The organism is Campylobacter sp. US25a (assembly GCF_004379075.1).
Classification (GTDB): Bacteria; Campylobacterota; Campylobacteria; order Campylobacterales; family Campylobacteraceae; genus Campylobacter_D; species Campylobacter_D jejuni.
Genome location: NZ_RYYM01000004.1, coordinates 54,186 through 76,326, shown reverse-complemented (window position 1 = coordinate 76,326; position 22,141 = coordinate 54,186). Strand labels below are relative to the sequence as shown.

21 protein-coding genes are annotated in these 22,141 nt (G+C 30.2%); 5 read left to right on the top strand and 16 right to left on the bottom strand.

What is annotated here, in order from left to right; translation table 11 throughout:
- Position 1: 1 nt before the first annotated feature.
- Genes ELQ12_RS04555 through glmU form a run of 3 tightly spaced genes read right to left on the bottom strand, consistent with a single transcriptional unit; the run spans position 2 to position 3,056 of the window.
- Entirely contained in the window at positions 2 to 619 is a 618-nt protein-coding gene (locus ELQ12_RS04555; RefSeq protein ID WP_044779277.1) for a hypothetical protein, read from the bottom strand.
- Positions 616 to 1,770 carry a bifunctional phosphopantothenoylcysteine decarboxylase/phosphopantothenate--cysteine ligase CoaBC gene (gene coaBC / locus ELQ12_RS04550; protein ID WP_070261292.1) on the bottom strand — a complete coding sequence of 385 codons (1,155 nt, stop codon included), beginning with the start codon at positions 1,768 to 1,770 and terminating at the stop codon, positions 616 to 618. The genes ELQ12_RS04555 and coaBC overlap by 4 nt, the downstream gene beginning before the upstream one ends.
- Complete coding sequence (gene glmU, locus ELQ12_RS04545) at positions 1,767 to 3,056, bottom strand: bifunctional UDP-N-acetylglucosamine diphosphorylase/glucosamine-1-phosphate N-acetyltransferase GlmU (protein ID WP_070261291.1); 1,290 nt, start codon at positions 3,054 to 3,056, stop codon at positions 1,767 to 1,769. The genes coaBC and glmU overlap by 4 nt, the downstream gene beginning before the upstream one ends.
- A 142-nt stretch (positions 3,057 to 3,198) precedes the next feature.
- On the opposite strand from glmU, the gene fliP reads away from it, so the two are divergent.
- Positions 3,199 to 3,933, top strand: a complete 735-nt coding sequence (fliP, locus tag ELQ12_RS04540; RefSeq protein ID WP_052950005.1) for a flagellar type III secretion system pore protein FliP — start codon at positions 3,199 to 3,201, stop codon at positions 3,931 to 3,933.
- 15 nt (positions 3,934 to 3,948) lie between these two features.
- On the opposite strand, the gene ELQ12_RS04535 is transcribed toward fliP, so the two are convergent.
- From ELQ12_RS04535 to ELQ12_RS04510, 6 genes are all read right to left on the bottom strand, one after another.
- A complete protein-coding gene (locus ELQ12_RS04535) occupies positions 3,949 to 4,719 on the bottom strand; it encodes a transporter substrate-binding domain-containing protein (RefSeq protein ID WP_002861461.1) in 771 nt (256 codons plus the stop codon).
- Between the two features lie 93 nt (positions 4,720 to 4,812).
- Positions 4,813 to 6,153, bottom strand: a complete 1,341-nt coding sequence (locus ELQ12_RS04530; RefSeq protein WP_134264594.1) for a hypothetical protein — start codon at positions 6,151 to 6,153, stop codon at positions 4,813 to 4,815.
- 86 nt (positions 6,154 to 6,239) lie between these two features.
- Positions 6,240 to 6,959 (bottom strand): 3-deoxy-manno-octulosonate cytidylyltransferase, encoded by a 720-nt coding sequence (kdsB, locus tag ELQ12_RS04525; RefSeq protein ID WP_002856736.1) that lies wholly within the window; start codon positions 6,957 to 6,959, stop codon positions 6,240 to 6,242.
- Positions 6,956 to 8,368 carry a threonine synthase gene (gene thrC, locus ELQ12_RS04520; protein ID WP_070314189.1) on the bottom strand — a complete coding sequence of 471 codons (1,413 nt, stop codon included), beginning with the start codon at positions 8,366 to 8,368 and terminating at the stop codon, positions 6,956 to 6,958. The genes kdsB and thrC overlap by 4 nt, the downstream gene beginning before the upstream one ends.
- Entirely contained in the window at positions 8,368 to 9,291 is a 924-nt protein-coding gene (locus tag ELQ12_RS04515; RefSeq protein ID WP_002861451.1) for a tetraacyldisaccharide 4'-kinase, read from the bottom strand. Before ELQ12_RS04515 ends, thrC begins: the two co-directional genes overlap by 1 nt.
- Before the next feature lie 3 nt (positions 9,292 to 9,294).
- The gene (locus ELQ12_RS04510; protein WP_044780328.1) at positions 9,295 to 10,035 is read right to left on the bottom strand and encodes an NAD+ synthase; all 741 of its coding nucleotides are present in this window, start codon (positions 10,033 to 10,035) and stop codon (positions 9,295 to 9,297) included.
- A gap of 73 nt (positions 10,036 to 10,108) precedes the next feature.
- Here ELQ12_RS04510 and ELQ12_RS04505 point away from each other — a divergent pair, with 73 nt between their 5' ends.
- Positions 10,109 to 10,705, top strand: a complete 597-nt coding sequence (locus tag ELQ12_RS04505; RefSeq protein WP_044779406.1) for an MBL fold metallo-hydrolase — start codon at positions 10,109 to 10,111, stop codon at positions 10,703 to 10,705.
- A gap of 12 nt (positions 10,706 to 10,717) precedes the next feature.
- On the top strand, positions 10,718 to 11,023 hold the full coding sequence (locus tag ELQ12_RS04500; RefSeq protein WP_002867958.1) for a hypothetical protein: 306 nt from the start codon (positions 10,718 to 10,720) through the stop codon (positions 11,021 to 11,023).
- Between the two features lie 40 nt (positions 11,024 to 11,063).
- Here ELQ12_RS04500 and ELQ12_RS04495 read toward each other — a convergent pair whose 3' ends face one another.
- Genes ELQ12_RS04495 through murJ form a run of 7 tightly spaced genes read right to left on the bottom strand, consistent with a single transcriptional unit; the run spans position 11,064 to position 19,642 of the window.
- Positions 11,064 to 11,843: an enoyl-ACP reductase gene (locus tag ELQ12_RS04495; protein WP_002938094.1), complete on the bottom strand. Its 780-nt coding sequence runs from the start codon at positions 11,841 to 11,843 to the stop codon at positions 11,064 to 11,066.
- Complete coding sequence (dapA, locus tag ELQ12_RS04490; RefSeq protein WP_134264593.1) at positions 11,843 to 12,739, bottom strand: 4-hydroxy-tetrahydrodipicolinate synthase; 897 nt, start codon at positions 12,737 to 12,739, stop codon at positions 11,843 to 11,845. Before dapA ends, ELQ12_RS04495 begins: the two co-directional genes overlap by 1 nt.
- On the bottom strand, positions 12,732 to 13,982 hold the full coding sequence (locus tag ELQ12_RS04485; RefSeq protein ID WP_070275153.1) for a pitrilysin family protein: 1,251 nt from the start codon (positions 13,980 to 13,982) through the stop codon (positions 12,732 to 12,734). Before ELQ12_RS04485 ends, dapA begins: the two co-directional genes overlap by 8 nt.
- Positions 13,979 to 15,037, bottom strand: coding sequence for a quinone-dependent dihydroorotate dehydrogenase (locus ELQ12_RS04480; protein ID WP_070261068.1), 1,059 nt, complete (start codon positions 15,035 to 15,037; stop codon positions 13,979 to 13,981). Before ELQ12_RS04480 ends, ELQ12_RS04485 begins: the two co-directional genes overlap by 4 nt.
- A gap of 30 nt (positions 15,038 to 15,067) precedes the next feature.
- Positions 15,068 to 16,810 (bottom strand): ABC transporter ATP-binding protein, encoded by a 1,743-nt coding sequence (locus tag ELQ12_RS04475; protein ID WP_070261067.1) that lies wholly within the window; start codon positions 16,808 to 16,810, stop codon positions 15,068 to 15,070.
- Positions 16,803 to 18,191, bottom strand: coding sequence for a cysteine--tRNA ligase (cysS, locus tag ELQ12_RS04470; protein WP_052949985.1), 1,389 nt, complete (start codon positions 18,189 to 18,191; stop codon positions 16,803 to 16,805). Before cysS ends, ELQ12_RS04475 begins: the two co-directional genes overlap by 8 nt.
- Positions 18,191 to 19,642, bottom strand: a complete 1,452-nt coding sequence (gene murJ / locus ELQ12_RS04465) for a murein biosynthesis integral membrane protein MurJ (RefSeq protein WP_070261066.1) — start codon at positions 19,640 to 19,642, stop codon at positions 18,191 to 18,193. Before murJ ends, cysS begins: the two co-directional genes overlap by 1 nt.
- A gap of 103 nt (positions 19,643 to 19,745) precedes the next feature.
- Between murJ and ELQ12_RS04460 the strand changes: the two genes are divergently transcribed.
- Positions 19,746 to 21,605, top strand: coding sequence for a flagellar assembly protein A (locus tag ELQ12_RS04460; protein ID WP_126229461.1), 1,860 nt, complete (start codon positions 19,746 to 19,748; stop codon positions 21,603 to 21,605).
- Positions 21,581 to 22,132 (top strand): Holliday junction branch migration protein RuvA, encoded by a 552-nt coding sequence (ruvA, locus tag ELQ12_RS04455; RefSeq protein WP_070261064.1) that lies wholly within the window; start codon positions 21,581 to 21,583, stop codon positions 22,130 to 22,132. Before ELQ12_RS04460 ends, ruvA begins: the two co-directional genes overlap by 25 nt.
- The last annotated feature ends 9 nt before the right edge of the window (positions 22,133 to 22,141 follow it).

The following is a 22,141-nucleotide window of genomic DNA, read 5'->3' as shown; positions in this document are numbered from 1 at the left end:
TTCATCCTTTAAAATCAAAAAGCCTTTTGAAAACAAACAAAGGTTCAATCTTGTTTTCTTGCGATACATTAAAATCTAAATGTTCGTTTAAAAATTTTTGTACCTTGGCAAAAGGTGTAAAAACGCTAACACCTTGTGAATCTATCAAAATTTTCAAAGCTCCAAAAACACTAAAATATAAGTAAATTTCTAAATATTTTGCTCTTTTACGCATTTGAAACAAACAAGATTTATTTTCAAAGATAAAAGGAATATGATAAATATTTTCAAAACTTGCAAAAAGCATTTCTTTTAATATCTGATAACGCTCTATATCTTTACAATCTAAAAGATTTTGTATGATGAATTTTTTATAAGAAATTTTATTCTCTAAAATAGCGATTATCAAAGCCAATCCCTCTTCAAAAGGTTTGAAATTAGGACGCTTTGAAAGATGTTTAAATTGTATAACTCCACCATTTTGCATATAAAGTTCAGCTAAATATTCAGCACCAATTTCAAGCTCTATCATGCTTTTAGTTTGAATCTTTTTGTGATTTAACAAAAGCGTATAATGTCCATAGCCTGATTTAGCCAAAACTTTCATTTGTATAGGCAGGGTAGAATTAATCATACTCATAATTTTTCACACCATTTTACTAATTCAAATGCCAATTTTTCTTTGCTTTGCAAAGTGCTTTTATTTTCATTGTTTAAAGTGATAAAATAAAGCTCATTTTGATCACTTCCAAAATAATTTTTTTGATCAATGATATTAAGGCAAACCATATCAAGTTGCTTATCTTTTAAAGATTTTTTCGCATTTTCTAAGGCATTTTGAGAATCAAATTCCATCTTAAAACCTATCTTTTTACCTTGAAATTTGCAAGTTTTAAGCAAATCTTCATTTAAAGATAGGTGTAAATTTAAACCCTGTAAATGCTCATTTTTTTTAATTTTTCCTTTTACACTTTGAGGGATAAAATCACTCACTGCAGCCGTCATAATCAAAAAGTCATGATTTAAATTTTTATCCAAAAGCTCTTTTAGATCCTTAGAACTTTCAAATTTGCAAAGCTCATAAGGAGTATCAAATTCCACAGAGCTTAAAAGTTTTACCCTAGCTCCTAAAAAATAAAAAGCGTCAGCTATAGCTTTTGCCATTTTTCCACTTGAAAAATTACTCACACAACGCACATCATCGATCTTTTCTTTTGTTCCACCACCTGTGATAACTACGCTTTTATCGCACCAAAACTTTTCTTTTAAAAGTTCTCTTTTGGTGATATTAAAAATATCCTTAACTTCAGCTAAGGCTCCTACGCCTTCATCTTTACAAGCTAAAACTTTACAAATAGGCTCTATAATCAAAGCTTTATTTTCTTTAAGCATCTTTAAAGAATTTTGCGTGCTAAAATGATGAAACATATTTGTATTTGCCGCAGGAGCTATGATAAGAGGTTTATTTGCTGCGATTAAGGTTTGGATAAAAAGATTATCCGCTATACCAAAAGCAAGTTTATTGATAGAATTAACACTTGCAGGGGCAAACAAAACAAGGTCTACATCCTTGCTAAAAGCTATGTGATTGTTTGAGTTTTGCCAACTTTCATTTTCCTCGCATAAAATCTCATCAGCCAAGGCTTCAAAACTCATTTTGCTAGCAAATTTTAACAAACCATTAGAAAGCAAAACTTTTACCCTAAAGCCTTCTTTTTTAAACAAAGAAATAAGCTCGTAAGATTTATAAAAAGCTATACTGCCACTAATAGCCAAAAGTATGGTTTTCATTTTTGAAATTTCTTGTAATAATAATCTTTTACCATCTTATGCCCTGCTCTATTGATAAATAAAGCACCTTTTTCTACATTGACACTTACTGTGCTTCCTGCTGCTATGATCACTTCATCTTCGATTTTTACAGGTGCGATAAATTGCGTATCAGAACCCACAAAAACATTTTTTCCTATGATGGTTTTATGCTTTTTTACCCCATCATAATTACAAGTGATAGTCCCACAGCCTATATTGGTTCCACTATCTATCTCACAATCTCCCAAATAGCTCAAATGCCCTGCTTTTACGGTATTTAACTTTGCATTTTTGCATTCTACAAAATTTCCTATATGAGTGTTTTTTAACTCACAATTTGGACGCAAATGTGCCAAAGGCCCTACATCGCTATTTTCTACGATGGAATTTTCTATCACGCTTGAACTTTTAATGATAGAGTTTATAATCTTACTTTTACCCTCTATCCTTACATTTTCATATACTTCGCATTCACCTACAAATTCAACATCTGCACCTATAAAAGTGCTTTGCGGTAAATGAAAAATCACACCCTGTTGCATCCAGTGTTTTTTAATTTTTTCTTGCATGAAATTTTCAGCTATACTGAGTTCAAATTTATCATTAATCCCCATAAATTCATATTCATCTACAAAAACCGCTTTAATCATCACATCTTTTTCTTTTGCTAGTTTTACAATGTCGGTTAAATAATACTCTTTTGCCGCATTATTATTATCAATCAAAGGTAAAAGCTCTTTTAAAAGCCTCGAGTCAATCACATAAACCCCAGCATTGCAAGTATTTATCTCTTTTTCTTGCGTATTTGCATCTTTAAATTCAACAATTTTTTCAACGCTATCGTTTTTTATCACCACTCTGCCATAACTTTTAGGATCTCTTGCTTTAAAAACTGCTAAATTTAATTTTGCATTATTACCCAACAAAGCTTCCAAACTTGTTTGCTCAACCAAAGGCATATCGCCACAAAGTATCAACACTCTTTCATTTTTAGGCTCAAACCCCCTTAAAGCTCCCGCAGTTCCTGGATAATTTTGCAAGTCTTGCTCTAAAATTTGTGTTTTTGGAAAGTGTTCTAAAATTTCTTTTTCAACGCGTTCTTTTTGATGCGATAAAACTACACTTACATCATCACTTAAAGCAAAAGCCTTTTTTAAAATGTGTAAAATCATACTTTTTTGACAAAGCTCTTGCAAAACCTTTGGCTTTTGTGATTTCATTCTAGTGCCTAATCCTGCCGCTAAAATCAAAATAGAAGTTTTCATTTTTTACCTTTGTTATTAAGAAGTCTAAAAGACTATTTTAGCAGTTTAAAGTTAAAATCCTAATACCCTTAAACTAGTTTTTAGTCATCAAAAGATAAAATTTAAATTTCTTTAGTAAAAAACAAAAAAAGGTTTTTAAATTTTGAAAAAAATATTATTATTTTTACTTTTAAGCATGAGCTTATTTGCTGCTGAAGCAACTATCCCTACAGTAAATTTAAGCTTAAGTGCACCCAATACACCTAATCAGCTTGTTACTACTTTAAATATAGTGATTGTTTTAACCATACTTGCGCTCGCTCCAAGTATTGTTTTTGTTATGACTTCTTTCTTGCGTCTTATTGTGGTATTTTCATTTTTGCGACAAGCTATGGGGACGCAAAGTATGCCACCTAATACCATTTTAGTAACCTTGGCTTTAATTTTAACTTTTTTTATCATGGAACCTGTAGCTACAAAATCCTATAATGAAGGTATAAAACCTTATTTAGAAGAAAAAATAGGCTATGAAGAGGCTTTTATAAAAGGAGCAAAGCCTTTTAAAGATTTTATGCTTAAAAATACTCGCGAAAAAGATTTAGCTCTTTTTTATCGCATACGCAATCTACCCAATCCCAAAACCATAGATGATGTTCCCCTTACAGTTTTAGTTCCTGCTTTTATGATTTCAGAGCTTAAAACCGCTTTTGAAATAGGGTTTTTAATCTACCTACCCTTTTTAGTCATAGATATGGTTGTAAGCTCAGTTTTAATGGCTATGGGTATGATGATGCTACCTCCTACTATGATCTCTTTACCTTTTAAACTCTTAATTTTTGTATTAGTGGATGGATGGAATTTGCTAGTGCAAAGGCTTGTGGAAAGCTTTGTAACCTAAGAAGGAAAATCCTTCTTAGAAAAAGAATTCTAAATTATTCTTTTTAAAAGTATCTTTAACATCTTTAAGATATTTTTCTCCTAAAGAATCAAAAAGCCCATCTTTTTTGCTTTCTGCAATAAATTCATCAAGCTCTTTTTTAAGTTCTGCATTACCTTTTTGCACTGCTATACCCCAAAATTCAGGATTTTCTTGAAAAGGTGCCAAAATGGCTCTAGTTGTATCTTGATGTTTTTGCCAAGTGCGATAAATCGTAAGTTGATCATAAAAAAATCCATCAGCCTTACCTTGAATCACTTCCAAAATAGCAGCATTTTCTTTATCAAATAAATTAATAGTTGCATTTTTTAAATTTTTAACCGCATATAAATGCCCTGTAGAACCACGCTTTAAAGCCAAAACTTTGCCCTTTTTATCTAAATCTTTGATATTTGTAATATCAGAGTTCAAAGGAGTTAAAATAGCCAAATTTGCCTTAGCATAAGGAATGCTAAAATCCACCACTTTCTTTCTCTCATCGGTAATTGTCATAGAAGATATGATAAGATCTATCTTGGCTGTTTTTAAAGCAGGTATCAAACCATCCCAAGCGATATTTTTTACTACAAGTTTATAGCCGTTTTTCTTTGCAAAAGCTTCTAAAAAATCCACACTAATTCCACTTGCTTTGCCTGTTTTATCGCTCATTTCAAAAGGCGGATATCCAAGCTCCATTCCTACAACCAAATCTTTTGCACTCAAATTTAAAGCAAAAAAAGAGATAAAAATCAAAATAATTTTTTTCATAATTTCCTTTCAAAATTTTTTGTAAAAAAATTATACTAATTTTATCTTATTTTGTTATTAGCAATTTGTTTCAAACTTAAAAAATTAAAACTTCTAAACCCTAGTTTGTCCTATAAGATTATTTAATCTATCCATTATAGATCCAACATAAGAATTGATACTTTCACTGCTTGCTTTCCAGCCATTAGCTTTTGCTTGATTAAACTGATTATCAAACAAAGCTCCACCATAACCTATGATTGCATTTTGCCAAGCAACTCCTTTTTCCATTGCATATATATCTGCATCAAGCCAGCCATCTTGTGCATAGCCTTTTAATAAACTTGCAAAATCAACTTTGCCTGTCATAATGTCATTTAAAGCAACGCTATCACCATTAAAACTTTCTTTAGCCATAGCCCTATTATAAGCTTCTACTTTTGGATTAAGTGTAGTTTTTGGACTCTCAACGGGTTGTCCGCTACCATATGATTTTAAAAAGCTTATAAATAAAGCTTCTTTAGAATAGCTTCCATCTTCATTTTGTGGATAAACTGACATATCAGGATTAAATTGCCAATCTTCACCTTTAGAAACATTTTTGATTTCTTCCAAAGATAAACCAAAACTATGTCCATTTATGCCATCTATTAAAGATCCTGATTGTATATATAAACTTTCAGCTTCTTTCATTTGTTCAGGGGTTTGATAAATATTTGTAATAGAAGAATTTGAAAAATCTCTTAGGTGAGTGATATTCATTCTATTGCTTGGATCATTAAAGTCCATCCATTGCGTTCCACTTACACCATAACCACTAGGCATAGAATTTATATCTGCTTGGCTAAAACTTGTTTTATCACTTGGAAAGCTTTGGCTTAAAGCATTAGAAAAAAGATTGTAGTATTGTTTTATGGTTTCAGCCATATCGATATTAGTATAATACTCGCTTACGCCTAAGTATTCTTTTATACTTGAAGCAACAGGATCATTTTCGGCAGCTTTTTTAATCTCATCCAAAGTAGATTTATGTATCTTAAAATCTTCAGGAAGTCCCGCAGCTTTGTTAAAATCACTTCCCATATAACCATCTTTATCTACACTGTAACCATAGGCTGTATTGGTAGAAGTGCTTATATCTGCTTGTTTGTATTTTAGAGTATAAATAGAGTTTTTAAATTCACTTGATATATCATAGTTAGGAGAATTTGTTTTACTACTTATACTAAAATTAGTGTTATTGCTAGTATTTGTTGTATTAGTAGAATTTAATACTTCACTTCTTGCTAGAGTTTGTGAATTTGCATTTTGAATTTCATTTAATTTACTAGCATTTTGTTTTAAAAAAGCATTAGCAAAACTTATTTTAGAATTTTCTTTACTTTCTTTATTAGCTTTTGCTTGTGAAAGTATAGAATTATAGTTTGAGTTATCATTGATGCTAAAGATACTCATATTAATTCCTTGATTTAGATTTTTCTGCCTTCAACCTAAATATATTAAAATAATATAAGCAAGATCTGTTCCGTTTTGGGGTGGAGTTATTTTTCTAAATAAATTTTTAAAGCCCTTTCATAGTCTTCTTTAGTATCAATCCCCATGCTTGTTGTTGAAATTTCAAGCATTTTGATTTTTTTACCATTTTCTATAGCTCTTAATTGCTCTAATTTTTCCGCTCTTTCAAGTGCAGAACTTGATAAAGAACAAAATTCCCTTAAAGCTTTGACACTATAAGCATAAATGCCTAAATGTCCTTTAAAACTTTCCTCGTAATTTTCTCTTTCATAAGGGATTTTAGCTCTTGAAAAATACAAGGCATACCCTTCTTTATCGCAAAGCACTTTAACCAGATTAGGATCCATAGCTTCTTCTTGAGTGATTTTTTTATAACAACTCGCCATAAAAGCTTTTTTATCCAAGCAAGAACTTGCAAATTCTTTAAATTTTAATAAATTTTCACATTCTATAAAAGGCTCATCAGCTTGGACATTGATAATAATCTCATCATCTTTTAAAGCTAGTTTCTTACAAGCTTCATTAATCCTATCCGTACCGCTTTCATGATCTTTGCTTGTTAAAACCGCATTTAGACCATATTCTTTAGCGATACTTAAAACCTTTTCATCGTCTAAAGCTATACAAACTTCATCCACGCTACTTACTCTTCTTGCAGTAGCCACAAACATAGGCACTCCACCTATATCACATAAAATTTTCTCATGAAAACGACTTGATTTTAATCTTGCAGGAATAATAATCATTTTTGCATCCAATCTAAAATTTCTTTTTTTATATTTCTGGCTTCAAATACCTTTTCATCGCTATTTTTCAAATCAAATAAAGCCAAAATTTCATCTTTAACTTGGACATTAAACTCTTTAGCTATAAATTTTAAATCTTCTTTTTCATTCTTAGAATCCCTATCATATAAAGCTTTTATCATACTTGGAGTAAATTTTGTCCATTCTGCTGTAGAAGTGATAATGCTAGGTTTTAAAGGATCTAGCATTTTAAAACAAGTTGCAGTGTGCGGATCGATTAAAATCTTGCTTTGTTTGATAAATTGCATACATTCTTCATCGGTGCAAAAATCTGCTTCAAAATCTTCTTGCAAACTTTGTAATTCTTCTTTTTCAAGTTTAAAATATCTCTCATTTTTTAACAAATTCATCAGTTCTTTAGTTCTTTTATCTTTAAATTTCGCAAACAAAAGTCTTTCGATATTAGATGAAATAAGTATATCCATAGCTGGAGAAATAGTCTTCTTAAGACTTTTTTCACGCAAATCATAAATGCCCTGATTAAAAAATTCGCTCAAAATATTATTCGCATTTGAAGCAATTTTGATTTTTGAAATTTTAGCTCCCATTTTTTTAGCATAAAAAGCTCCTAAAGCATTGCCAAAATTTCCACTTGGAACGATGATTTGCACTTCTTCTAAAAACTCATTAAAAAGTTTTAAACTCGCATAATAATGATAAATAATCTGAAATAAAATACGTCCAAAATTTACAGAATTTGCTGCACAAAGCTCATAATTTAAAGCTTTAATTTCATTTTGAAAATCTTTTGAAAAAAGCAATTCTTTTAAAGTGCGTTGCGCTGCGTCAAAATCCTCATCTATAGCAAAAACTTTCAAATTATCCTTATCTAAAGCTCGCATTTGCAACTCTTGAACTCCACTTGTACCACCTTTTGGATACATACAAGCTACTTTAACATTTTTTGCATTTTCAAAACTTTTTAAAGTTGCAGGTCCTGTATCACCACTTGTAGCACAAATAATTAAAATATTTTTATCCTTTGAAAATTCGCTTAAAAGCACGCCAAAAGGCTGTAAAGCCATATCTTTAAAAGCTCTTGTAGGCCCATGCCAAAGCTCGTTAATATAGGTTTTTTCAGAGATTTTTTGCAAAGAAATAGGTGTATTTTTATCATCAAAGCTTTCGTAACTTTTCAAAGCCTTTTTGAAAAGCTCTTCTTCACCAAAACCAAAACTTTCTATAAGCTTTAAAGCAAAATCTTTATAAGACAAATTGGCATATTTTTCTCCTTCAAAAATAGGCAAATTTAAAGGTGAGTAAAGCCCTCCTTCTGGGGCGTTTGGGTTAATCAAAGCTTCCTTAAAACTTGATATATTATTTACATTTCTACTCTCGACCAATTTCACTATTCAAACTCCTTGATATAAGTTTTTATTTTTTCTCTTAATGAATCTTTTAATTCTATATTTAATTCTATAATTTGACATTTAAAACCAAAATCTTTAACTTTAACAAAATCCTTAAAAGTAAGCATTAGTGTATCGCAATTATGTTTTTTTAGCAAATTTTCTAATTCTTCTTTTTTAAATTCATAATGATCTTTAAAAAAATAACAAGCCCTTGCTTTGATAAAATGCTCATGCAATCTAAAAGGTTTAGCAATAGCAGTTACCAAAACAGCCTTTGGATTTTCTTTTACAAAAGAATAACGCACAAAATCCCTACCTTCTAATGCAATAAAATCAGCCCTTTTTTCATAAAATTTTGGCAAACGATAAGCTCCACTTGGCAAAGTAAAATTAAAATAAGGTTTGATTTTACTTTCAAGTAAAATATCAAATTTTTTAATATGAAATTTAGAAAAAGCATCATCAAGTACAACGATTTTAGCTCCCAACTCAAAAGCTTTTTCAATACCTTTTACCCTATCTTCACTTACAATCACACCTTTGATATTTTCTTCAAAAGCATACTCCATAGCTTCATCGCCACTTTGTGCTAAGGTGCATAAAATTTCATTTTGATTTTTAACAACAAACAAACCTTTAGATTTTCTTTTATAGCCCCTAAGCACTATAAAAACGCCATCAAATTCCCTTGCTATAGCTTTACAAAGCGGGGTTTTTCCATTACCTCCAAAACTTAAATTACCAACGCTAATAACAGGTTTTTTAAAAACTATTTTTTTACGAAAAAAAGTATTTAAAATCGCAAAAAAAGCATAAAACACACTTAAAGGAAAAAGTATAAAAGCAAGGCATTTTTGCCAAAAATTAGGCTTAAAAAAATAATTATCAAGCCAAAGTTCATAATTTTTTTCTTCACTCATTGTTTAAATTTCCAAAATTTCAGGCATTTTTCCCTTAAAAGCATTTTTTTGCATGCGATTTTTTAGCATGGCAATCAAAGAAGGATCAAGCGTTCTTAAAAGTTTTTCGTCATTAGTTTCTAAGGCTTTTAAACCTTCATCGATTTTTACATAAGAAAAACCTAAATCCGCCTCATCACTTTGATTTTCCCAAAGATCCGCACTTGGAGCTTTTTTGATGAAATTTTCATGCAAATTAAGGTATTTTGCTAAGGCATAAATTTCACTTTTATAAAGCGATCCTATAGGGTTAAAAGCACAAGCTAAATCCCCATAAATCGTACCATAACCTAAAAGCAATTCACTTTTATTAGAAGTACCTACGACTAAAGAATTTTTCAAGGCAGAATAATCATAAAGCAAACTCATTCTAATACGCGCTGCAAAATTTCCCAAAGATACTAGAGTAGTATTTTCACTTTGTTTTATAAAAGCATCTAAAATACTTTGAATTTCTATGATTTTGTATTCAAGATTTAAATCCGCACAAAGCCTTAAAGCATCTTCGAGATTGGCTTTATTTGAAATTTGAGTTGGCATTAAAAGAGCAAAAACATTCTCTTTTAAAGCTCTTTTGCAAAGCGTTGCTACTAAAGCAGAATCAATCCCGCCACTAAGCCCCAAAACAACACCTTGACTTTGAGAATTTTTCACTTTTTCTTGTATAAAATCACACATTTTTTCTGTTATCTTTTGCCAATCCATAAAGCTTGCCTTTTAAAAATTTAATGTATAATTATATTTATTTAAGGCAAATTTTTTATTAAAGAGGTAAAAAATGCAAATTATCGAACAAGCTTGTGGAGCTTATGAGACAAATTGTTATATTTTATTTGATGAGCATGGAGAAATTATCATCGATCCTGGTTTTGATGCACTAAATTTCATCAAAAAACATGTAAAAAATCCTTTAGCAATTTTAAACACTCACGGACATTACGATCATGTTTGGGATAATGAAAAAGTAAAACAAGCCTATCAAATCCCCATTTATATTCATAAAAATGATGCTTTTATGCTTGAAGATCCTTTTAATCAAGGTTTTATGCCTAGCAAAGCGGATTATTTGATTGATGATGAAAATATCATTTCTATAGGCGGACTTGATTTTAAATTTCACTTTTTACCAGGACATACACCAGGTTGCACCATGATAGAAATTGTAGGTAAAAATATCATGTTTAGTGGAGATTTTTTATTTTATAGAAGCATAGGAAGATGGGATTTTCCTTATTCAGATGCAAATTTAATGAAACAAAGCTTAGAAAAAGTTATGACTTACAAAGAAGATTTTAAACTTTTGCCAGGACATGGACAAGAGACTACTTTAAAAGAAGAACAAGTCCATTTACCCTCTTGGCTTAGATACTTTTAAGGTATATTTAAAATGGAATTAGATCAAATTTTATTATATGCTTTTATTTTTTTAAATCTTTTTGCCCTTTTTGGTTTATTTTTGGGAAATAAAAAGAAAAATCAATTTAACGATAAAAAATTTTACAAAATCTGCCCATGTAAAAAAATGGCAGAAAATGGATCTTTAAGTACGATTTGTATTTATTCAGCTGTGGGGGGATTTTTTTATAGTGTATTGTCTATAGGTTTTATAGGTTTTGGTAATTGGACCTTAAATTTTATTTTTTTACTTGCATTATTAAGCGTTTTTTTAGGGTGGAAATTAAAACTTGATTAAAAAATATTTTTAAGAAAAATCCATTGATTTTTCTTAATTTTTATTTAAAAGTTGTACCACCATCAACGATGAAAGTATGTCCTGTCACCCAACTTGCCTTACTTGAACAAAGAAAAAGACATGCTCCGGCTAAATCTTCAGGCTGCCCCATGCGATTTAAAGGGCTCAAATTTATAGTAGCCTGTTTTACTTCTTCATAATTTGTAAAAGCTCTTAAAGCATCAGTTTCAATAGGCCCACCACTTACGACATTTACACGGATATTTTTTTCTCCAAGTTCAGTAGCTGCATATCTTGCCATAGCTTCTACAGCAGCTTTTGCTGTACCATGACCTGAATAATTTTCTATATACACTAAATTTCCTGTAGATGAAATAGAAATAATACTTCCACCCCCTACTTTTTCCATCCTTTTAGCTGCTTCTTGTGCACCCACAACAAAAGCATTTACAGTAGCTGTAAAGATGTTATTAATTCCCTTTGGTTTTAACTTCATAAATTTAGTATAACCACCTACAACAGCACGTCCTGAAATGATAGCATTTGAGATAAAATAATCCACTCTATCAAAATCCGCATCAATTTTTTCAAAAAGTTCTTTATAAGTTTCAGGTTCTAAAATATTAAATTCATAAGCTCTAGCTTTGATTTTATAATTTTTCTCCAAATCTTGCACCATTTCATCAGCAATTTGTGCATTAGAATTATAAGTAAAAGCTATATTTGCACCCACTTTAGCAAATTCATAAACTATAGCCTTACCTATCCCACGAGTTCCACCGCTGATTACTAAAGTTTTTCCTTGAAATTCTGTATTCATTAAAATCCTTTGATCTTATATTTTTTCATCACTTCTTCAATTTTAGCAAAATTTTCCTTACTTGGAGGACAAAGAGGAAGTCTAAACTCCAAACTTTCTATCAATCCAGCTATATACATAGCCGTTTTAATAGGAATAGGGTTACTTTCGCAAAATAAAATTTTATTAATATTATAAAGCTCATCATTGATTTTTTTAGCTTCTTTATAATTTTCATCTAAAGCAAATTGAGTTAAAGCGCTAATCATATCGGGTAATAAATTTGAAGTTACTGAAATCACTCCCTTTCCACCATTTGAAAGTATAGGATAATTGATCGCATCTTCTCCCGAAATAAGCATCATTCTAGGTTCGTGCGCGAGCAAATCCACGCACTTATCGATATTTCCACTCGCTTCTTTTACTCCATAAATATTTTCACAATCTCTAAAAAGCTTGATAATAGCATCCGTTGAAATTTCACAACCTGTTCTTCCTGGAACATTATATAAAAGCACAGGAATATCTACACTTTGTGCAATAGCCTTATAATGCTCATAAAGTCCTTGTTGCGTAGGTTTATTATAATACGGCGCCACGCTTAAAATCCCATCAGCACCATGCTCTTTAGCAAATTTAGCTAAATCCACTGCCTCATGAGTTGCATTACTTCCCGCACCTGCTAAAACCTTAACTTTAGTTCCTTTGCAAGTCTCAACGGCTATTTCTATGCAAGTTCTATGTTCTTCATGAGTTAAAGTTGCACTTTCTCCTGTTGTTCCTACTGGAACTACTGCATCGATGCCATTTTCTATTTGTCTTTTAATCAATCTTGCATAACTTTGCTCATCAACTTTTCCATTTTTAAACGGTGTAATAAGAGCAGTCATCGCCCCAATGATAATATTTTTATCCATTTGAATCCTTTCTTAGAATTACCGTAGTTGAATTTTCTTGAATAAAATATTTTTTAGCACAAGAAATCAAATCTTTTAATTCCAAATTTTGTATATCTTTCTCATAATTTAACAAAGGATTGATATCTCCTCTTGCTAGATATGAACCATAAATATTTGCCACTGCACTAGCATTGTTAAGTGAGAAAATAAAATCACTTTTAACATTATTTTTTACTCTTTGCAAATCTTTTTGAGAAATTTTACCCATTTTAAGTTTATCAATGATTTTTAAAAGCTCTTTTTCTACTTTTTCTGCATTAACATTGGGGTTACAATTACAAATAAAAATAAATAAATTTTCATCTATACAATCATTAACATAAGCATAATAATCATTGATTAAATTTAATTTATCAATCAAAATTTCACTCATTAAAGAACTTTTCCCACTTCCTAAAAGCTCAGATAAAGCATTTAAAGCAGGTATATCTTTGTGTTTGAAATTTGGAATTTTATAAGCAAGGGCTAATAGTTCAGTATCTGAGTTTTTATGCAAATATATTCTTTTTGCTCCATCTTGCTTAGGCTCTTTTGTGTGAATTTTAGGTATAGTCTTAGTATTTTTAATCTTCTCAAAATGTTTTTTTGAAAGCTCAAAAACTTCTTTACTTTCTATATCGCCACTTACAAGCAAAATCGCATTTTTAGGTTGATAGTAAATGCTGTGAAATTCTTTAATATCTTCAATACTCCAATTTTCTATATCTTTAAAAAAACCTATAGGAGTCCAATGATAAGGATGATACATAAATGCGTGATTAAAAAGTCTAAAATAAAGATATCCCAAAGGGTTATTATCTGTTCTCCATCTACGCTCTTCTAAAACCACTGCTCTTTCAGGCTGAAACTCTTCATCTTTTAAATTTAAATTCGCCATAAGTTCTGCAAAAAGCTCTAAAGCTTTATCTAAATTTTTCTTCGCACATTTAATATAATAATGAGTATAGTCAAAACCTGTGCTTGCATTATCCACACCACCAAAACCCTTAACAATCTCATCAAATTCACCAGCTTTTAAATTTTTAGTACTTTTAAAATTTAAATGTTCTAACATATGAGCTATGCCACTTTTTCCCATAATCTCATTTCTTGAACCCACTTTATAAAAAATATCAACGCTAATCACATTGCTATTTTTATTTACAGGCAAAGCATAAATTTCAAGCTTGTTTTTTAATTGAATTTTTTCATAAGCAATCATTTTAAATTTACCCCAACAGCTTCGCTAATGTGTAAAAAACCATCTTTTCTTAAAAGCTCTATAAGATTTTGATTGATATTTTTTACCAAAGAAGGGCCTTTAAAAATCAAAGCTGTATAAACTTGCACCAAATTAGCCCCATTTTTAATACGCTCATAAGCAATATCAGCACTATCAATCCCTCCACTTGCAATAAGCAAGGTTTTGCCAAAAAGAATTTTAGCTACTTCTTTGAAAAAAATACCACTTTTTTCCGTAATCAGCCTTCCGCTAATACCACCAAAAGTACGATTATTATCTAACAAGCTATAATCAACACTAGTATTGGCTAATATAAACCCATCTGCACCTTTTTTAATGGCATTTTCACATAAATTTAAAGCATCATCTATTTTCATATCAGGAGCAATTTTTATCAAAATAGGCTTAGAAGTGATTTTCTTGGCTTCTTCAAGCAAGGTATTTAAAAAATCATCATTTTGCAACTCTCTTAAATTTTTAGTATTAGGAGATGAGATATTAACGATAAAATAATCACACAAATCCTTAAAATCTCTAAACAAAGTAAAATAATCCTCCAAGGCTTTGTCATTTGGAGTGATTTTATTTTTCCCTATATTTACCCCTAAAGGCAAAACAAAAGGATAGGTTTTTGCAAGCCTTAAAGCAATCTTTTCAGCACCTTCGTTGTTAAAACCCATAGCATTTTGTATACTTTCTTGTTTTACAAGTCTAAATAGGCGTGGTTTTTCATTGCCTTCTTGAGGTTTTGGAGTAAAAGTTCCCACTTCCAAAAAGCCAAATCCTAAAGCACTCAAAGGTCTTATCATAGTCGCATTTTTATCAAAGCCTCCTGCTAAACCCACAGGATTATTAAAATCAAGTCCAAGTAAATTTTGCCTTAAACTCTCATCATCAACTATATATTTATGCGCTAAAAAACTTAAAGCTCCTGGAAAACTAACACTTAAAGTCCTTAAGCTATATTCAACCAAAGCGTGTGCATGCTCAGGGTTTAACTTAAAAAGTAAAGGTTTTATCATTTCATAAGCCATTTTTAATCCTTTTTGAAATTCTAACTAAAATTAACTAAAGCTAGGCTTTGTTTTTTCTTTGCTTTTAAATTTTTGATACAAAGAACAAGTTTGTAAAAGCTCTTCATCTTTACCTATTGCCAATACTTTACCCTTATCCAATACTACTATTTTATCTGCATTTTCTATAGTGCTTAAACGATGTGCAACCACTAAAATCAATCTGTCTTGTTTTAAATTTTCTATAGTTTTAACTATGGCTTTTTCACTTTCATTATCCAAAGCTGAAGTTGCTTCATCAAAAATAAGCACATCAGGATTTTTATATAAAGCTCTAGCGATTGCTATTCTTTGTTTTTGCCCTCCACTTAAGTTCTTACCATGTTCTTTCACTTCAGCCCAAATCCCGCCCATTTCTTTAACAAATTCATAGGCATTGGCCAATTTTAAAGCTTGGACGACTTTTTCTTCTTCTAACTCTTCGCTATAAGCAATATTTGCAGCAAAGCTATCATTAAAAAGATAAATATTTTGCGTTACAAGTCCTATTTTAGCATGTAAGCTTTCTATGGTAAAAGTACTGATATCTTCTTGATTGAGTAAAATTTTACCTTTTTGCTTTTCATAAAAATACATCAAAAGATTAATAATAGAAGATTTACCACCCCCACTTGTCCCTACAAGAGCAAGCATTTGCCCTTTAACAAAATCAAAATTTACGCCTTTTAAAACACTTTTATGCGGGTTTTCATAAGCAAATTCAACATTTTCAAAGCTAATTTTTTCAATGTTTTTTAATTCTTTGCTTCCACCTTTAATTTGAGGTTCTAAATCCAATAAATAAAAAGTTCTTTCACTTGCCGCAACAGCACCTTGAAGCTTTCCATATAAAGACGAAAGACGCTTTAAAGGAGTATATATCGCAAAAAGTGCTGAAATAAAACTGATAAAACTTCCCACACTCATAGAACCATTGATAACCTCTCTACCCCCTACAATAATCACCACAGCAACCCCAACAGAACCCATCATATCCATTAAAGGACTTGTAAGTGCATCAATACGTGCGGATTTTAGGTTTAATTTACATAAAGTATCATTATGCTTGGCAAATTTATCACTTTCTTTTTTTTCATTATCATTAGCTTTGATCAATTCAATATTTGAAAAAATTTCACCCAAATAAGAAAGTAAATCCGAATTTGTCTCTTGTATATTTCTTGCATATTTTTTAAGTTTTTTAGCAAACCACACCAAAGGGAAAATAGCTAAAGGCAAAATCACTAAAGCAAAAAAAGCCAAAGTAGGACTTTGATACAAGACTACCGAAAGCAGTCCTATAGCAGTTAAAAGCTCTCTAAAAAAATCAGGAATAATGTTTGATACTATGCTTTGAAGCGCATTAATATCATTAGTACAACGACTTACAAGCTCTCCACTTCTATAGCGTTTAAAAAAATCCATATCCAAGCGTAAAATATTTTTTAAGACCCTAGCACGCAATACTCTTAACATATCTGTTCCTATAAAAGAAACATAAAAACTTTGCAAATAAGTTCCAAGATTTTTAAAAAAATACATCAATACTAGCAAAAAAGGCACTGTATAAAGTAAAGCTTCATTTTTTTCAACGAAAATATAATTTAAAATAGGCTCTAAAGCATAAAAACTTCCAGCAGTTCCTCCGCTTGCCAAAATCATACCAAAAATAGCTATAGCAAATTGTTTCCAATATCTTTTATAAAAGGGTTTAAAGCGTATTAAAACCTCTTTTAAATTCATCTCATTATGCATTTATTTTCTCCCAAATTGTTCCATTTGGAGTATCTAAAAGAGTGATTTTTTTACTACTTAATTGTTCCCTTATTGCATCAGCTGTGTTAAAATCTTTGTTTTTCTTAGCCTCAATTCTTTCTAAAATTAACTTTTCAATTTCTTCTCGTTCTTCTTTGCTTACACCCCATTGAAAATATAAAGTTGTATCCATAAAACCAAAGCCAAAAATTTTAGCTAGCTCACTTAAAGCTTCTTTGATATTTTGTTTTAAAATTTTATTTTTGCTTTCTTTATCCAACTCTAAATTTGCATTACTTATAAAATCATCCAAAAGAGCTAAGGCTTTAGAAATATTTAAATCATCATTTAAAATCTCTAAAATTTGCTTAGCAATTTCACTTTTTATTTCAATATCATTTAAAACATCAAAATCAGAAATTTCACCTAAATCTAATCTTTTTTTAAGGCGATAAAATTTATCTAAACGTTTTTTAGCATTTTCTAAATCCGATAAAGAATAATTAAAATGAGATCTATAATGAGAACTCAAAAGATAAAATCTTAAAGCCTCGCCCATAAATTCTTTTAAAGCATCTTTTATAAAAAAACTATTATTTAAACTTTTACTCATTTTTTCGCCATCAATTTTTACAAAACCATTGTGAAGCCAAACATTTGCTAATTTTCTCTTACATCCACAACGACATTGCGCAGCTTCATTTTCATGATGAGGAAAAAGCAAATCTATCCCTCCAGCATGTATATCAAGAGTATTTTCAAAAATAGAATCAATCATAGCAACACATTCAGTATGCCAACCTGGACGCCCTTTGCCAAATTCACTTTCGTAAAAATTTTCATCAAATTTCCAAAGCACAAAATCGCTTTCATTTCTTTTTTGCACTTCATTACTTAGACGAGAGATGTTTTCTTCTAAATTGCGATTTGATAGGCTTAAATATTTTTCATCTTTACTTGTATCAAAATAAATTCCATCTTCTAGAGTATAAACAAACCCATCCTTAGCAAGCTTTTTAATCAAATCAAGCATAGCTGTTATATAATGCGTTGCACGAGGTTTAAAATCAGGATCTAATACATTTAAAACCCTCATATCCTCTTCATAACTTTTGATATAAAATTCCGTAATTTCCTCTAAAGTTTGACCACTTTGAGCCATTTTTTTCAAAATCTTATCATCAATATCTGTATAATTTCTAGCAAATTTTACCCTATTGCCCTGAGCAAGTAAAACCCTACGCAAAAGATCAAAACAAACACTACTTCTTGCATGTCCTAAATGTGCATCATCATAAACCGTAGGCCCGCATAAGTAAATACTAATATCTTTTTTATCAAGTTTTATTTTCTCTTTTGTTACACTGTCTAATAATCTCATTAAAAAACTCCTTTAAAACTTGTAAAAATTCCTATAAAAAAACTTAAAATATAAGGTTTAATCAAAATAAGCAAGATCGTAAAAACAATCAAAGCAACTATAACTAATAAGCAAATTTTAATAGATATTAAAGCAAAAAATTTCTTAAAACCAAATTCTTTGATATTAGCTCCAAGCAAATAAAAAGCACTAATAGAGCTTGAAAGTGCTACTGCAATAACCTTTAAACTTTCATCTTTAATCAAAAATATAAAAGCCATAGAACATAAAGCACTGATAATTAAAGATTTTACCGCGATCCAAGCTGCTGTTTTTTGTTTAAATTTTGCATAAAGCCACAAAGAAAAAAGCTTTTGCAAACCAAAAGGTAAAAGCCCTATAAGATAAGCAATCAAAACATAAGCCGTAATCACACTATCTTCGTGAGTGAAATTTCCTCTTTCAAATAAAAGCTTTGAAATTTCCAAAGCAAACACAGAACCTACAATACTAGAAGCAATAAGCAAAATGCTTAAAAGCGCTAATGCTCTTTGCATAAATTTTAAGGCTAAATTTTCTTGACCACTTTTTAAATGTTTTAAAATTTTTGGAAAAGAAACTTGAGTTAAAGCGATAGCAAAAAGTGCAAGGGGGAGTTGGAATACACGATTTGCATAATAAAGATAAGAAATACTCCCGCTCATTAAAAAACTAGCTATGGTTGTATCAAGCAATGAGCTAAATTGAGTCGCAGAAGAACCTAAAACTCCATGAAAAAAATTGCCATAAAAACCTTGTAATTTCGCCTTGGCTTTTTTAAATTTTATACTTAAAGCCATAGCACGGATTACAGGATTGTTTTTTAAAACAAGCAAATGTAAAATAAGCTGTGCCACCCCACTTAAAACCGTTGCATAAGAAAAATAATAAAGTGTATTTTGCGGTGCATTTTTATCCACAAAAAAAGCAGCTATAACAATACTTAAGTTAAATAATGCCGCAGAAAAAGAGGTAATGAAAAATTTTTGTCTATAATTTAAAATAGCTCCTAAAAAAGTAACTAAAAAAATAAAAAACAAATACCAAAAATTAATCGCCACCAAAGGAGCCGCTAAAGCTATAGTATCTGCGCTAAACCCAAAAGCAAAAAGCTTAGTAAAAAAAGAGGAAAAAAAACTTACCAAAAGACAAAATAAAAAAACTATAAGGCTAAATTGCATCATTACACTAACGCAAAAAGCTCCCTTTTTTTTCGCTTTTACAAAATTAGGCAAAAAGCTTTGTCCAAAAGCCCCTTCTGCAAAAATTCTTCTAAAAAAAGCAGGCATTTTTAAAGCCACAAAAAAAATATCACTATAAAGCCCTGCTCCTAAAAAAAGCGCTATTAAAACATCTCTAGCAAGCCCTAAAATTCTTGAAAATAAAATTCCTAAAGCATTGATAATAAAATTTTTAAATACTAAACTCTTCATTAAATTTTTTCATAAATTTCAAAATATAAAGAGAACTATTTTAACTAAAATTGATTAAAAATTGACTATAATTACATTCTTAATTTTTTACAAGGGGAAAGTTTTGGCTTTGGATGAAAAAATTATTGCCTATACAGAAAATCCAGCTCGAGAGCTTTTAAGCGTAGCTTCACGAACAAACCTTAACTTAAATGAGCTTGATTTTAATTTATTGGCATTTTCTACACAATATCGTTTTGGAGATTTAGAATGGGAAAAAATCTCTGAAAAAGAATTAACTCTTTTTGATAAAGATGAAATTTTTTTAAAAAATGATCTTCAAATCAAGCAAGAATACAAAATAGAAATTTTCCATGGTATAAACCAAAGCAAAGCATCTCAAGCAGTCAAACTAGTTGCGAATAAAAATTTAACCAAAATAGTTGCTCAAATTGATTTTGCAAATTTAGACTTTCATGAAAAACTAGCACTAGAACTTTTGCAAAATATTTATAAAAAGATGTTGAAACTTAAATTTTTGATAGGTATCCGCATTTTTGATTTTAAGAAAAATTTAATGTCTTTTTGCAACCAACATAAAAATACCCCTTTAAATAAAACTATACAAATCACCGTTGCACAAGGTATTGATCCTATAGAAAGTCAAGACGAATCTCTGATCTTAACTTATAAAGAAAAAACCAAAAACTACACTATCGATGAAAAACGCTCAGGTATTATTGCTGTTGATGAAAATGAAGTTGTTTTAAAACACACCAAATTTAAACAAGGTAAAGAAGGAAAAGACTTAAATTTACACACCTTAAAAGTTTTAGCCGCAAATGAAAATAAAGTTAATTTTTCTTGTTCTTCGGCTTTTAAACAAGTAGAGCAAGATGAATACACAGAATATATAGCTTTAAAAAAAGGTTATGTAGTACAAGATGGTGAAAAATTTGATATCGCCAATGAACTAGATTTTAATGGGGTAGATTTTAAAAATATAGGGATTATAAGAGCTGGACTAGACAAAAATGTCAAAATCAATATAAAATTTCTTTCAGAAGTAAAAGATGCTGTAAATTCTGGCGTTGGGATAGAATGTGAAGAATTAAATGTAGTCGGAAGCATAGGAAGCAACACTCAACTTAATGCCACTAAAATGAAAATTGAAGGCACTACACACTCTAAAGCCAAAATTCAAGCCAAACAAGCCTATATAAAAACTCATAGAGGATTTGCAGAAGCCGAAATTTTAAATATAGATTTGCTCGAAGGGGGAACAATCAAAGCCAAAGAAGTGAGAATTAAAAAAAGTTTAGGTGGAAATATACAAGCTGATAAAATCTATATAGAAAATTTAGAAAGTAATAATTCTTGTGTGTTTTTTGAAAACACTACAATAGAACGCATCAACGGGGATAACAATAAATTTCATGCCAAAATTAAAACTCTTGATAAAAATTATGATGAAGAATTTGCGATTTTAGGAGAGCAAATTTCTAAGTTAAATCATAAAATAAATAAAATAAGACAATACATTTTATCAAGCAAAAATGGAATTTTAAGCGTTGAAAAAAAGATAGCAGAACTTAAAAATCAAGGTCAAAATGTTCCTGTACAATACGAAAAAGCTCTAAAAGATTTCTCTTTACAAAATCTTGAATTAAATAAACTACAAAATGAAGAAAAAGAACTTCTTGAACGCAAAAAATCTTTACAATTAGAATTAATCAATTTACAAAAAATGCTTTTTGAAGCAACTTTTATAAATAAAAGTGGCAAATGGACTGATATGAATGAGATCAAATTTTCACTTCTAGAGCCTAAAGAAGATATTTTTTACTCTTCATTTGTTAATGAAAGTGCTAAATTTATAGGTATTAAAAAAGTCATACAAAACAACCAAGAAAGTATAGAAATACATAAAAAATTAGATTATGAAGAAAAGGATATAGCATGGTTGTCGGCATCGAAGGAATAATCACAAAAAAAGAACCTACTTTTATCATTGTTAAATGCGCTAGTGGTTTAAGCTATGGGATATTTATTTCGCTTTTTTGTTCTGCTAAAATTCAAACTCAAGAAAAGCATGAGTTTTTTATTACTCAAATCATCAAAGAAGATTCTAATAAATTTTATGGCTTCTTGGATAAGGACGAGCAAAAAATGTTTGAAATGCTTTTAAAAGTCAATGGAGTGGGTGCAAATACTGCTATGACGCTATGCTCTAGTCTTGATGTAAATTCTTTTTACAGAGCATTAAGTTTAGGCGATGAAAGTGTGCTTAAAAAAGTACCTGGCATAGGTCCAAAAAGTGCAAAACGCATTATAGTAGAACTTTCTGACACAAAAACCAAACTTGAAAATGTAAGCGATGATAAAAGCGAAGCCTTAGCCGCACTTCTTACTCTAGGCTTTAAACAAGAAAAAATCATAAGTGTTTTAGCAAGTGCTCAAGCAACAAGCACAAGCGAACTCATCAAAGAAGCTCTTAAAAAACTAGGATAAAGGAATAAA